Source organism: Tenebrionibacter intestinalis, from assembly GCF_016632365.1.
In the GTDB taxonomy this organism is placed as follows: domain Bacteria; phylum Pseudomonadota; class Gammaproteobacteria; order Enterobacterales; family Enterobacteriaceae; genus Tenebrionibacter; species Tenebrionibacter intestinalis.
Window position 1 is genome coordinate 13,701 of record NZ_JAEPBH010000030.1, and the last position, 13,706, is coordinate 27,406.

The window sequence follows — 13,706 nt, forward strand, 5'->3', positions numbered from 1 at the left end:
CAGTTAACATCGGCTTGTGACGGACATAAAAAACATCCACAATCCCCCGGCGATATAACAACGCGGAGGCAAATATGATCCCTTCTTTATTTGTGACAGGCGAATGGCTCGCAGAGCATCTTAACGATCCTGAAATCCAGATCCTCGATGCACGCATGGCGCCTCCAGGCCAGGAACATCGCGATGTGCCCGGCGAATACCGCTCAGGCCATCTGCCTGGCGCGGTTTACTTCGATATTGAAGCCCTTTCCGATCGTAACACCACGCTGGCGCATATGATGCCGCGGCCTGAAGCCTTCGCCGTCGCCATGCGTGAACTTGGCGTATGCAGCGACAGGCATCTGGTGGTTTATGACGAAGGCGATCTGTTCTGCGCGCCGCGCGCCTGGTGGATGCTAAAAACCTTTGGCGTACAAAACATTTCTATCCTCGCCGGTGGGCTGGCGGGCTGGAAGGCAGCGCTGCGTCCACTCATCCCCGGTGATGTCACCCTGCCAGAAGGCGAATTTGAAGTTAAATTTGATACCAGCGCGATAAAGCGCCTGACGGACATTTTATTGATAAGCCACGAAGGCGGCGCACAGTTGGTTGATGCCCGCCCGGCGCCGCGCTTTAACGCACAGGCAGACGAGCCGCGTCCGGGCCTGCGCCGCGGCCATATTCCCGGCGCGCGAAACGTGCCCTGGGGCGAGCTGGTGGAACAGGGGCAACTCAAAGATAGCGATACGTTACGCGCTATTTTTCAGAAAAATAATGTCGATCTGCAGCAACCGATTATCGTTAGCTGCGGCTCCGGCGTCACCGCCGCAGTTGTGGCGCTGGCGCTGCATACCCTTGGCGTAACGGACGTCAAGTTATATGACGGCTCCTGGAGCGAATGGGGCGCCCGCATTGATTTGCCGGTTGAGCCCGCAGGAAATTAATTTTCCGGGGCCGCGACGGCCAGCGTATATTAACGCCCCTGCAAAGGGATTCCCACTGGGCTAAGGTCTGGGCTAAGATTGGCAACGAAAATGGTAGTTAGCTAACCTTGCCAGGCCAGGCGCAGCGTTTTTCCGCCTCTTACCCGCCCATATGCGCGGGCGTATCAGGTAAAGTATTTAACGCATCCAGCCGTTTTTGCGTCAGTGGCGTGCTGGCTTTTTTCATTGTTAGTTTATTGAGTTTCAGGTTCGCTTTCACCCGGCAAAGCAAGCCCTCACGTTCAAATGCTCTGCTGGCCGGTCGCCGTGTCCCCGTTATTCAGTGAAACGGTACGCTACTTCTTTTGCGCCCCCGCCTTCATTATTTTACAGGCTGCGGACTATTCACTACGCAACGAACAGTTTTATCACCTGTCACTTCGGTAGAGGGATTACTGCTATATCTGGCGACAGTTAATCCTTTGAAGGCTCCAGAAAAATCTGCACCGCGCATGACTTTGGTATAATTGCCTTCATAATCTTTATGTACTGGCTTTTGCGGCCCTTTGGGATCGTCAGTTGGAGAGTTCTGATAATAATCCGGATCGTACCAGTCATTTACCCAGTCATAGCCATTACCTGCCATATCGTAGATACCCAGCGGGTTAGGGGGATAACTATCTACTGGCATTGTTATCAACGTTCCGCCCTTCAGCCCCATTTTTATCGCAAAATCCTCGCGGTCCAGTGAGCCTGAGATATTAATTCCACGGCTGGCGCCCTTCATTTCCAGTACACCACTGTTAGTTCCTACAATAATAAACTTTCCGCGGCTGCGGGCGACGTATTCCCACTGGGCCTCTGTCGGCAGCGCAAAGGGCAAGCCGCTAACTTCGCCCAGCCAGGCGCAGTATTTCTGCGCATCATACCAGTCCATATGCGCGGGAGTATCAGGTAGTGTATTTAATGCATCTAACAGCTCTTGAGTAAGTATATTATTCGCTTTTTTAAGCTGACTATTATTTAGCTTCAGATAAAGCTGATATTCCTGATTGGTGGTTTTAAACTTGCTGATGGAGTAGCTGCTTAGCGTAACCTTATGCAGCGGTTTACTGTCCTCTTCAGTATCAAGCTGAATCTTCTCCGGGCCATGCTCCGCACCAAAGTCCCCCATCAAAAAATCCCCCCCCTCCACAAAAACCAGGTTCGCTTTTATCTGGCGAAGCAAGTCCTCACGTTCAGCAGAGTGTTGCGTATTCTTACCGGTGGTCGGGGCAACCTTTACTGAGGTGCCATTATCACAGGCCGCCAACAATAGCGGCGCCAGCAGTATTCCGTATTTATGCATCATTATTTCCTTAAGCCAGTTGCGTTGCCGTTGCTTCACAGGGGTCAAAATCACATTGCTGCGGAAAATGGGGATTCGGCGCCCGGTTCAGGTTATAAAATTCAGTATTATTCATCGCCAGGGCATAGCCCCGGGAGAGTTCCTGCTCCGTTTTCAGGCGGTGATAGATTTCCGATAGCGCCAGTGCCGCAAGTTCAGCGGCCCTGCGACTCATGTTCTGGTCCCGATTAAACCCTTCCTGGAGAAACGCCCGCAACTGCTGCTCCTGCTCGTTTGCTACCTGCTGCTCAGATTTTCCCGCCGCCAGGCTTGAGCCATCTTTCGTGCGATGGCACATTACCTTCAGCCACTCGCGTTTAGTCTGGATGCTATGTAGTACCTGAATTACCGCCTCTTTGCGATCGGAGTAGATATCCAGCAAATAGCTGCCGCGGTTATCGGTATCAGCGTGATCCCACAGTCCATGCCGGGTCAACAGATAAAGTAAAATCCCCTTGGCCTCCGGAGTATAATTTAATAAGCGCTCCGGTTCGGCAAGTATGTTATTTGCTAACTGATTACGTTTTTGAGATGCTTCTAAACCCTCTCTACCACCTTCAACCAGGGTATTTATGAAAGTACCAAATCTGAGTTGAACAGCCAAAATATTAGCCTTCGCAGTATTAAACTCCTCATAAATATCTTTTGCTAAATCGGTTAGCTGCATTACACACATTCGAGTGAAAGTTTCAAAAGCCTCTTTATCCACCAAATCAAAAAAACGATAATCCAGCGCAAAGAGCTGATAAGCCAGCCAGCGCCCCAACTCCATCAACGCTTTGCCGCCCACCTCGCACAGAAACGCCCCTTTGGCCCCTAAACCCACGCACAGGCTGGCGGCAACCTTAAAGCAGAATTTACCGTTAATAAACGTACAGTGAAATTTAGCCCCGGCGCCTATTCCCGCCAGCCCGGCAATGCTGGCGCCAATGGTCGCCAGGTCGGTAAACTCCCCCACCGTTGTCGGCACAACGGCACTGCCTGCCTTCGCAGGCTCTGCGGGCTTCAGCCACTGCACGGCGCCCCTGAGCGCATATTCCGCCCTGGCTCCGGCAAAGGCCTCCGCCGTGACAGAAACCCCTTCATCTTCCTTTTTCATCTGCCGGTAAAACTGCCCGCTGCGACCCGTCTGGCGCTCATAAAAGCGCGGCAGTCGCCCCCCGCGCTGGCCGGCAACAATCTGCTGCCGCTTATCTTTGGCCATTACCTGAAGCTGGGCCTCAATCTGTGCTGACGCCCCCACAAAGCCAATCAGCCTGTTTTCGATATAAATACGCATTACGCCCATATCTAAAAACGGCTGCGCCCGGTCAGCGCTCCCATCCTGCTTTTCTTCTCCCGGCGTGTATTTCACCTGCCAGCCCAGACGGTCCGGTATATAAAACGCCGCAAGGCCAATACCCGATGCAACGGCCAGCGAGGCTTTCGCCTCCCCCTTAATTTTTACGCTCCCCCCACCGGGGTTAAATTCCGCTTCCGCGCCAACGTTGGACACAAAGCGCATAAACTGCGCCGCGCCCGATATTTCTATACCGTTATCAAAGGCATGGCTGCCATTTACGCTTTCATTCCAGCTTTCCGCCCAGTTAAACAGCGTCTCATCCAGACTATAATCATCCAGGTTAATATAGTCTTTAAGCTCAAGTTTTATTGTCGGCAGAATATTTTGGGTTATCTGCGCTTTTAGTTTACGGGTATCAATTATCCGGCGACCGCGGCTGTCAACAGTATAAATGCTCTGCTGGCCGGTCGCCGTGTCCCCGTTATTCAGTGAAACGGTACGCCACTTCTTTTGCGCCCCCGCCTGAGAACGCCCGCCGGCGCGCGCGGAATAATAACGCTGGCTGGCGTAGGCAAAACGCCGCCCAAGTCGTTGATTTCCGGCTCCTCTTTTGCGGGTATCCAGTAGCGGAATTAACTCCACCACATCCTGATAACCCATATTACTGGATTCATCATCCCGGAGTTTTTCCAGTAACGCTTCGCGCTTTTTATCCAGCGCGGTTTCTGCGGCAAACACCTCTGCGGCCTGGGCATCCGTATCATGCATTCCGGGCTTTTGCCTTTGCAGGCCATATTTTTCTATTGCGGCGGAATAAGCATGGTTTGCCTGATGAAACTCATCCACGCACTTCATCATTTCCAGACAGTGGGACTCAAATTCGCCGGCATCCTGCGCCTCAACCACAATAACCTCTTCGGTTTGCGGCCGAAAATAGAGCATACCCGACTCGTGATACGCTTTAATGACATTATCATCTGATTTATTTAACTGGCATTCAGCCGCCGCTTTAGTCTCCATACCCTGATGTCCTCAATTATTCAATAATAAATTACTATTCTGCGTGCCAGTATTATAAAAGTTTTTACGTATAGTCATTTACATCGGTTCCGCAACGAACGGTTTTAACACTGACTACCTCAGCATCTGGCTTACCACTCTTTCATTTCCAGTACGCAGTTGTTATTCCCTGCAATAAGACACTGCCTACGGGGCTGTTTTCAGATAATCCGGTTGGTTTTAAAATCGCGCAGGAAGCTGCCCCAGCGCCGTTCATAAAACGGCGTTAAGTGCGCCAGCATAAAATGGCTGATGCCCGTCTCGCCTTCAGCAATCCGGCAAATATCCAGCGGCTCGTCGCCCGGCAGCGTATCCATCGCCACGCTGCCGGCAGCCTGAATAATCGCCTCAACATCGCCGCTGGCTTCAATACCCAGCAGCAACACTGGCTGCTCCTGCGCTTTCTCTTTCAGCGAGCATAAAAATGCACGCTTTACCGTATTTTGTGATTTAAATAACGTCGTCAGCGAAGCCACCATTTGCGCCGGCGGCTCAGCCACTTCAGAAAGCAGCAGCGCCTCGCCGCCTTCCAGCACCGTTTGCTGGCTGAGCGGATCGCCCTCTTTGCTGAGCAGGTGGCTGATTTCTCGCGGCGTAAATTCTTTGCCTGTGGGCAATTTAGCATTAAGAAACAGTGTCTCGCCGGGCGTCATTTCAAACAGCGCACGCGCAGGCATCACCACAAACGCCTGCTCGCCTTCAGCCGCCTCTTGCAGCGCCGTCAAAGAGGTAAAAAATGGAATAACCCACACCCCGTTTTCTTTCTGCCAGCGTTGTAAATCCAGCGTACCGTCGGCGCAATCCGCACTATCCTTAGCCGATTCGCCGGGCACCCAAACGCTGGCATCCAACAGCGCGCGAAAAAAAGCCGGCCTGTACGCCGGTTCCGTCGCCGCCTGCTCAAGCAGCGTCTCTACTGCATTTTTTTTGTTCTCAGCCATACATTATCCGTTAAAACACAAAGGCGCATTTCAGGTAACAAACCGCTTTTGTTCAACGCACCCTTGCGCAAAATACTGCCGCAGGCGCTGCCTGCGACAACTTCAGAAACAATGCGCCCTTTTCCGCCCGGTAAAAGGCGGGGCATGCGTTTACTTCGCCAGTAATAAATTCGCCAGTGTGCGCACGCCCGCGCCGGTTGCGCCCGCAGCCCACTGCTCTACCGCCGCTTTACGATAGGTGGCGGAACAATCGATATGCAGCCAGCCCTGACGATAATTTTCAACAAAGTGCGACAGAAACCCCGCCGCCGTGCTGGCGCCTGCCGGGTATGCCGCACTGGCGGTGTTATTCAGTTCAGCAAAATTTGACGGTAGCTGACTGCGGTGCATCTGCGCCAGCGGCAGGCGCCAGAAGGCTTCATTTTCCGCCTGCGCGCTCGCTAACAGGCGGTTGCACAAGGCATCATCAAAGCTCAGCAGCGCGTGATAGTCGTTGCCGAGCGCGGTTTTCGCCGCGCCGGTTAACGTAGCGCAGTCAATGATGATTTCCGGCTTCTGCGCGCTGGCGTCAATCAGACCATCAGCCAGCACCAGGCGCCCTTCCGCATCGGTATTCATCACCTCAACGGTTTTACCGTTGCGATAGCGGATAATATCACCCAGCCGGAACGCGCTGCCGCTCACCATATTATCCGCACAGCACAAAATCAGCTTCACGCGTCTGTCCAGACCGCGGGTAATAGCATAAGCCAGCGCCCCCGCAGCCAGCGCCGCGCCCCCCATATCAGATTTCATGGAATCCATAAAACCGGTGGGTTTCAGGCTATAGCCGCCGGAGTCAAACGTAATGCCTTTACCAACCAGGCAGGCATAGACCGGCGCGCTCTCGTTTCCCGTCGGGTTATAGTCCAGGGTTAGCAGCACCGGCGGGCGGCTGGAGCCACGGCCTACGGTGTACAGCCCGACATATTGTTGATCGCGCAGATCGTCGCCTTTTGTAATGCGGTAAGAGACGTTTTTACCCGCCACATCGCTGAGCAAATCCACCGCGCGTTGCGCTAGCTGCTCCGGGCCAAGATCGTCGGCTGGCGCATTAATGATGTCGCGCACCCAGTCAATGGTCTTCAGACGGTTATCAAACTCACGCTGCTGTTTATCATCCAGTACCGCCCACTCCACCTGGCGCTCGCCTTTCGGGGCGCGATAGCCAAGCCAGAAAGCCCAGCTTTTTTCCACATCCCAACCGTCGCCTGCCAGGCGCACATGCTTCAGACCCTGGCCATCGATTTTACGCGCAGCGCGCTGAATAAGCGCCAGGTCATCCTGGCCGGTCAGATGTAGGGTTATGCCGCAGTCGCTGGCGCTCCAGATAGCTTTCTCTCCCCAACGCGCGTCCGCAGGCTGGCGGGAAAGCAGAATATTCATGGCTTCACTCATCTTATTTTCCTTATCGTATTATCGCCCGCCACAAAAACGGGCCGCCCCTGGCAGCCCGTGAGACTGCTGACCACCCCCAGCCTGTCACAGACAGGATAGGGGGATACAACAAAAAATAAGGAAAATCAATGCATTGATTTTCACCTGTTTACCACAAAGAAGGTAAAACCCCGTTTTTTCCTTCTTTGTCAACAACCTGACGGGCCGCCCAGGCAGCCCGTTTATTACCCGGCTTCATCCAGCCAGACAAGCAGAATAGCTTCGAGTAATTTTTCATTCGACGCGTTCGGATCGTCGTCAAACGCTTCCAGTTCGCAAATCCACTGATGCATATCGGTAAAACGCACGCGCTTCGGATCGAGATCCGGGCGGCTTTCATACAGCGCTTCGCCAATTTCGCGGCTGTCGCTCCACTTCAGTCCCATACAGCCCTCTGTTAATGCTCACGCGCATGGTTGATAGTGTAACGCGGGATTTCAACAACCAGATCTTCATCAGTCACGCGGGCCTGGCAGCCCAGGCGGCTTTCTGGCTCCAGCCCCCAGGCTTTATCCAGCATGTCGTCTTCGTCTTCGCTACTTTCCGCCAGCGAATCAAAACCTTCACGCACGATGCAGTGGCAGGTGGTGCAGGCGCAGGATTTTTCGCAGGCGTGCTCCACTTCAATGCCGTTACGCAACGCAACATCAAGAATCGTTTCACCCGGCTGCGCTTCCAGCACGGCGCCTTCCGGGCACAAATCCTGATGAGGGAGAAAAACAATTTTTGGCATATTACACCTCATCCACAGAGTGGCCTTTGAGCGCCTGGCGAATGGATACATCCATACGGCGCGCGGCAAATGCCTGGGTCTGTTTATCTGTTATTTTAATGGCGTCTTTTATTGCTTCGGCATCGCTGCCCCCGGCAACGATGCGCAGTTGTTCGGCGCACCGCTCAATAGCCTGCCGCTCTTCTTCACTCAGCAGCGCGCCGTCTGCGCCAAGCGCGCTCTGTACGCTTTCCAGCACGCGCGCGGCCTCAACTTTTTGCTCCGCCAGCATACGCGCCCGCACATCCTGCTCAGCAAAATTCATTGAGTCCTGAATCATAGAAACGATTTCACCATCCGTCAGGCCGTAAGAGGGTTTCACCTGTATTGACGCTTCCACGCCGGTAGATTTCTCCATCGCGGTGACGCTCAGCAGACCATCCGCATCCACCTGAAAGGTGACGCGAATATGCGCCCCGCCCGCCGGCAGCGGCGGAATGCCGCGCAGCGTAAAACGCGCCAGGGAGCGACAATCCTGCACCAGCTCGCGTTCCCCCTGCATCACGTGAATAGCCATCGCGGTTTGACCATCCTTAAAGGTGGTGAATTCCTGCGCACGCGCCACAGGAATAGTGGTATTGCGCGCAATCACTTTTTCCACCAGCCCGCCCATCGTCTCAAGGCCGAGGGAGAGCGGGATAACGTCCAGCAACAGCATTTCGCTGTCCGGTTTGTTGCCAACCAGAATGTCCGCCTGAATGGCGGCGCCGAGCGCGACCACGCGGTCAGGATCGATAGACGTCAGCGGCATGCGGCCAAAGAATTCGCCCACACGTTCACGCACCAGCGGCACGCGGGTGGAGCCGCCCACCATGACCGCTTCATTCACGTCGCTGGCATCCACGCCCGCATCCTTCAAGGCCCGACGACATGCCAGCAACGTACGCTTGACCAGCGGCGCAATCAGCGCGTTAAACTGTTCACGATTTACCGTGCCGCGCCAGCCTGCCACCTCAACGTTCGCTGTTTCAGCTTCGCTTAGCGCGATTTTGGCGGCAATGGCGGCATCAAGCAATTGACGCTGAAGCCGAACATCGTCACGGCCGCTAAAGCCCGCTTGTTCACGCAGCCAGTCGGCCAGCAGGTGGTCAAAATCATCGCCGCCCAGCGCAGAATCGCCGCCTGTCGCCAGGACTTCAAATATCCCGCGACACAGGCGCAAAATGGAAATATCAAAGGTGCCGCCGCCCAGATCGTATACGGCGATAACGCCTTCCTGACCGGTATCCAGCCCGTAGGCGATAGCGGCCGCCGTCGGTTCGTTAAGCAAGCGCAGCACGTGTAACCCTGCCAGGCGCGCCGCATCTTTAGTACCCTGGCGCTGGGCGTCGTCAAAGTAAGCAGGCACGGTAATCACAACGCCGTCCAGTTCGCCGCCGAGCGCTTGCTGAGCGCGGCCCGCCAGCGTCCTGAGAATATCGGCAGATACACGGATGGGATTAACCAGACCTGCGGCCGTTTCGATCATCGGCAGACCGTTTTCGCTGGCCTGAAACTGATAGGGAAGATGCGGGTAACGCGCACGAATATCATCCAGCGAGCGCCCCAGCAGGCGCTTAACGGAACTAATGGTATTCACCGGATCGGCTGACGCATGCAGACGCGCATCCCATCCAACACTGTGGCCCTGCGGCAGATAATGCACGACTGACGGCAGCAGGTGACGCCCGTCGAGGTCAGACAGCGTTTCAGCCTGCCCGCTGCGTACGGTCGCCACCAGCGAATTGGTCGTTCCCAGGTCAATGCCCGCCGCCAGCCGCCGCTGATGCGGCGCAGCGCTCAATCCAGGCTCACTGATTTGTAATAAGGCCATGTTAGCTTCCAGAATTAAAAATCGAGCAGCTTCTCTTCGAGTTGTTCTGCGCTGGTGCGAAGTTTATCGAGAAAACGCAGCTTGCGCACCGTATCGGCCGCCTGTTCCCACTTTTTGTCGTTAAGCTCGCGCGCCATGTTTTCGCTGCGGGTATTGAAAATGGCGTTTATGCGCCTGATGAAACCTTCCAGCCGCGCTTCATCGCGGGCTTGCCCAATATCATCAAGTTCTTCGCGCAGCTCAAGTTGTTCCATCAGAAAGGCGGTATCGCGCACGGTTTGCTGTTCGCTGGCTAAATCATAGCCGTGGAGCGAAAGCATGTATTGCGCCCGCATCAGCGGCTGGCGCAGCGTTTGCCAGGCCTGATTAATCGTAGCGGAACGCTGCACCGCCTGCAGGCGCTCGGCTTCGGGGCTGTTAGCAAAGTTATCCGGATGGAACTGGCGCTGCAGCTCCTGATAGCGGGTCGCCAACTGGGCTGTATCCAGCGCAAACTGCACCGGAAGCCCGAAGAGGGTAAAAAAATCCATAGCAGTCTCGGGTAAGCATCAGGGATGCCAGTACGCCCCACGCGCTGACAATGTGGTGGGGCCTGGCGGAGTGCGGATATCAGACGTTAAAGCTTTCGCCGCAGCCGCACTCGTCTTTTACGTTAGGGTTAGTGAATTTAAAGCCTTCGTTCAGGCCTTCTTTCACAAAGTCCAACTGTGTGCCGTCAAGAAATTGCAGGCTTTTACCATCGATCACCACCCTTACGCCTTTGTCTTCAAATACTACATCTTCCGCCGCAGGCTTATCGACAAATTCCAGCACATAAGCCATACCGGAACAGCCGGACGTACGCACGCCCAGACGCAGGCCAAACCCTTTGCCCCGGTTGGCGAGAAAAGTGTTTACGCGCGCGGCGGCGGCATCGCTCAGGGTAATCGACATATCAAAACCTCAGTCATTATTTTGCTTCACGTTTGCTTTTATAGTCCGCAATGGCCGCCTTAATGGCGTCTTCTGCAAGGATTGAGCAGTGAATTTTCACCGGCGGCAGATCAAGTTCTTCGGCGATGTCGGTATTTTTAATGGCCTGCGCTTCGTCCAGGCTTTTACCCTTGACCCACTCGGTGACCAGCGAGCTGGAGGCGATAGCAGAACCACAGCCGTAAGTTTTAAAGCGCGCGTCTTCAATGATGCCGTCGTTGCTAACTTTAATTTGTAGTTTCATAACGTCGCCGCACGCCGGCGCGCCAACCATTCCGCTGCCGACATTTTCGTCGCTGTTGTCAAAAGAACCAACGTTGCGCGGGTTTTCATAATGATCGATGACTTTTTCGCTGTATGCCATAGTTAATAGTCCTTACTTCCGATACCGGTTAGTGATGCGCCCATTCGATGCTGTTCAGATCCACGCCCTGCTTAAACATCTCCCACAGCGGGGAAAGATCGCGCAGGCGGCCGATGGATTTACGCACCAGATCGATTGTGTAATCAATCTCTTCCTGCGTCGTGAAACGACCAACAGAGAAGCGAATCGAGCTATGGGCCAACTCATCATTGAGTCCCAGCGCGCGCAGCACGTAGGAAGGTTCAAGGCTTGCGGACGTACAGGCTGAACCCGACGATACGGCCAAATCTTTGAGCGCCATAATCAGAGACTCGCCCTCAACGTAGTTAAAGCTGACGTTAAGAATGTTGGGCGCGCCCTGCTGCAAATCACCGTTGAGGTAAACTTCTTCAATATCTTTCAGACCGTTCCACAGGCGGTCGCGAAGCTGACGCTGGCGGGCCATTTCGGTCGCCATCTCTTCTTTCGCAATACGGTAGGCTTCACCCATGCCGACAATCTGATGCACAGGCAGCGTACCGGAACGCATGCCGCGCTCGTGCCCGCCGCCGTGAATTTGCGCTTCAATACGAACGCGCGGCTTGCGGCGAACATACAGCGCGCCAATGCCTTTCGGGCCGTAAAGCTTGTGTCCTGAAAAGGACATTAAATCCACTTTCAACTGACTCAAATCTACTGGCAATTTACCGACGCTCTGGGTGGCGTCCACGTGGAAAATAATCCCGCGCGCGCGGCACATTTCGCCGATAGTCGCAATATCCTGCACCACGCCGATTTCATTATTTACATGCATAATGGAAACAAGGATGGTGTCATCACGCATCGCTGCTTCAAGTTCTTTAAGATCAATAATGCCATTGCTCTGCGGAGCGAGATAGGTAACGTCAAACCCTTCTCGCTCCAACTGACGGCAGGTATCCAGCACCGCTTTATGCTCGGTTTTACTGGTGATAATGTGCTTGCCTTTTTTCTGATAGAAATTAGCAGCGCCTTTAATCGCCAGGTTATCCGACTCGGTAGCACCAGAGGTAAAGACAATTTCACGCGGGTCCGCGCCAACCAGCTCGGCAATCTGGTTACGGGCGATATCCACCGCCTCTTCCGCCTGCCAGCCAAAACGGTGGGAGCGGGATGCGGGGTTACCGAAAGTCCCATCCATAGTCAGAAACTGCATCATCTTCTCCGCGACGCGCGGATCGACCGGCGTTGTCGCAGAGTAGTCGAGATAAATCGGTAATTTCATTGCTCTTAAGCTCCGTACATCACTCAATGCGGTGAACCAGGGAAATTCGGCGCAGGGAGAGCGTGCTCCCTGCCTGATTCAGAATGTCATTCTTGTGGTTACTTATGCGCGCAGTTTGACATCAATCGCGTCCTGAACGCGGCTATTGCGATAGGTTTCACTGTGCAACTGGCGATCGGAAACATCCAACACTTCCTGATTGCTGACCAGTTCACCCAACGTGATGTTGTTGAGAAAGCCGGTCAGACGATCGCTCAAATCGCGCCACAGCGCATGCGTCAGGCACTTATCGCCCCCCTGACAGCCGCCCTTGCCCTGACAACGGGTTGCGTCGACGGATTCGTCAACGGCACTGATAACTTCACCAACCGCGATACTGTCGGCATTTTTACCCAGAAGATAGCCGCCCCCCGGACCACGAACGCTGGCCACCAGACCATTTTTGCGCAGACGGGAGAACAGCTGCTCCAGATAAGAGAGCGAAATTCCCTGACGCTCAGAAATGTCAGCCAACGGTACCGGGCCCGTTCCAGAGTTAAGTGCAACGTCAAGCATTGCGGTCACGGCGTAACGCCCTTTTGATGTTAATCTCATGTCTTACTTAACCTCAGAAATGTGCCCCTCGAACCGGGGGTTTTGCCATAAAAACGTTTTACATAGCGAGGCCAAGTCTGACATTCCTGAGTAAATTGGTCAACTATTTGTCCGGGGAATTCACGCCCTCTTTTAGCATTTATGGCTTCGTCTTATAACTTGCCGCTATTGAAGCAAGCATGCCGCGCAGTATATTGAGTTCCTGGCTTTCCGGACGCGCGCGCGTAAACAAGCGACGCAGTTTGTTCATGACCTGCCCGGGGTGATTTGCGCGAATAAAACCGGTTTGCAACAGTACTTCTTCAAGATGGCCGTAGAAGCGCTCAAGATCGTCCACCAGCGGATATGGCGCCTCTTCTTCGCCATCAGAGACCGGGTCGCCAGCCAGCCAGGCCATACGCACTTCATAGGCAATGACCTGCACCGCCATCGCGAGGTTTAGCGAGCTGTATTGCGGATTTGCGGCAATTGCCACGTGATAGTGACATTTTTGCAGTTCTTCGTTGGTCAGGCCCACGCGTTCGCGGCCAAATACCAGCGCGACCGGCGCATGTCGCCCTTGCTCGACGCTTTTCAGGCCGCATTCGCGCGGATCGAGCATCGGCCAGGGCAACGTGCGCGAACGCGCGCTGGTGCCGACCACCAGGCTACAGCCGCTCAGGGCTTCATCAAGGGTTTCCACAATCCGCGCATTACCGATAACATCGCTGGCGCCCGCCGCAAGGGCGATGGCCTGCGAATCGGGCCTGACCAGCGGATTGACCAGCCAGAGGTTGGTCAGGCCCATCGTTTTCATAGCGCGGGCGACGGAGCCCATATTGCCGGTGTGAGAGGTTTCAACCAGCACGATTCGAATATTTTGCAACATGACCTTAAGCGCGATAAAAGTTTATCCCGGCAT

The 13,706-nt window shown here is 54.4% G+C and carries 14 protein-coding genes; 1 reads left to right on the top strand and 13 read right to left on the bottom strand.

The genetic code is table 11. The features are described 5' to 3' along the window. Window positions 1-74 precede the first annotated feature (74 nt). Window positions 75-923, top strand: a complete 849-nt coding sequence (gene sseA, locus JJB97_RS12050; protein ID WP_238714249.1) for a 3-mercaptopyruvate sulfurtransferase — start codon at window positions 75-77, stop codon at window positions 921-923. A gap of 361 nt (window positions 924-1,284) precedes the next feature. Here the strand turns inward: sseA and JJB97_RS12055 are convergent, their stop codons facing one another. The 13 genes from JJB97_RS12055 to trmJ all read right to left on the bottom strand — a co-directional run bounded on the left by JJB97_RS12055 (window position 1,285) and on the right by trmJ (window position 13,673). Beyond that, window positions 1,285-2,253, bottom strand: a complete 969-nt coding sequence (locus JJB97_RS12055; RefSeq protein WP_238714250.1) for a formylglycine-generating enzyme family protein — start codon at window positions 2,251-2,253, stop codon at window positions 1,285-1,287. A 7-nt stretch (window positions 2,254-2,260) separates the two neighbouring features. Continuing rightward, complete coding sequence (locus JJB97_RS12060; protein ID WP_238714251.1) at window positions 2,261-4,591, bottom strand: ATPase; 2,331 nt, start codon at window positions 4,589-4,591, stop codon at window positions 2,261-2,263. Between the two features lie 200 nt (window positions 4,592-4,791). Further along, window positions 4,792-5,571, bottom strand: coding sequence for an enhanced serine sensitivity protein SseB (gene sseB, locus JJB97_RS12065; RefSeq protein ID WP_238714252.1), 780 nt, complete (start codon window positions 5,569-5,571; stop codon window positions 4,792-4,794). A 150-nt stretch (window positions 5,572-5,721) separates the two neighbouring features. Further along, window positions 5,722-7,008: an aminopeptidase PepB gene (gene pepB, locus JJB97_RS12070; protein WP_238714253.1), complete on the bottom strand. Its 1,287-nt coding sequence runs from the start codon at window positions 7,006-7,008 to the stop codon at window positions 5,722-5,724. A gap of 224 nt (window positions 7,009-7,232) precedes the next feature. Further along, a complete protein-coding gene (gene iscX / locus JJB97_RS12075) occupies window positions 7,233-7,433 on the bottom strand; it encodes a Fe-S cluster assembly protein IscX (protein ID WP_238714254.1) in 201 nt (66 codons plus the stop codon). 11 nt (window positions 7,434-7,444) lie between these two features. Further along, window positions 7,445-7,780, bottom strand: a complete 336-nt coding sequence (gene fdx, locus JJB97_RS12080; protein WP_238714255.1) for an ISC system 2Fe-2S type ferredoxin — start codon at window positions 7,778-7,780, stop codon at window positions 7,445-7,447. A 1-nt stretch (window position 7,781) separates the two neighbouring features. Further along, on the bottom strand, window positions 7,782-9,632 hold the full coding sequence (gene hscA / locus JJB97_RS12085) for a Fe-S protein assembly chaperone HscA (RefSeq protein ID WP_238714256.1): 1,851 nt from the start codon (window positions 9,630-9,632) through the stop codon (window positions 7,782-7,784). Window positions 9,633-9,646: 14 nt separating this feature from the next. Beyond that, on the bottom strand, window positions 9,647-10,162 hold the full coding sequence (gene hscB / locus JJB97_RS12090; protein WP_238714257.1) for a co-chaperone HscB: 516 nt from the start codon (window positions 10,160-10,162) through the stop codon (window positions 9,647-9,649). 79 nt (window positions 10,163-10,241) lie between these two features. After that, window positions 10,242-10,565 (bottom strand): iron-sulfur cluster assembly protein IscA, encoded by a 324-nt coding sequence (gene iscA / locus JJB97_RS12095; protein ID WP_238714258.1) that lies wholly within the window; start codon window positions 10,563-10,565, stop codon window positions 10,242-10,244. A 16-nt stretch (window positions 10,566-10,581) separates the two neighbouring features. After that, on the bottom strand, window positions 10,582-10,968 hold the full coding sequence (gene iscU / locus JJB97_RS12100) for a Fe-S cluster assembly scaffold IscU (RefSeq protein WP_238714259.1): 387 nt from the start codon (window positions 10,966-10,968) through the stop codon (window positions 10,582-10,584). A 28-nt stretch (window positions 10,969-10,996) separates the two neighbouring features. Continuing rightward, window positions 10,997-12,211 (bottom strand): cysteine desulfurase, encoded by a 1,215-nt coding sequence (iscS, locus tag JJB97_RS12105; protein WP_238714260.1) that lies wholly within the window; start codon window positions 12,209-12,211, stop codon window positions 10,997-10,999. A gap of 102 nt (window positions 12,212-12,313) precedes the next feature. Beyond that, window positions 12,314-12,805, bottom strand: coding sequence for a Fe-S cluster assembly transcriptional regulator IscR (gene iscR / locus JJB97_RS12110; RefSeq protein ID WP_238714261.1), 492 nt, complete (start codon window positions 12,803-12,805; stop codon window positions 12,314-12,316). Window positions 12,806-12,944: 139 nt separating this feature from the next. After that, the gene (gene trmJ, locus JJB97_RS12115; RefSeq protein ID WP_238714262.1) at window positions 12,945-13,673 is read right to left on the bottom strand and encodes a tRNA (cytosine(32)/uridine(32)-2'-O)-methyltransferase TrmJ; all 729 of its coding nucleotides are present in this window, start codon (window positions 13,671-13,673) and stop codon (window positions 12,945-12,947) included. Window positions 13,674-13,706 lie beyond the last annotated feature (33 nt).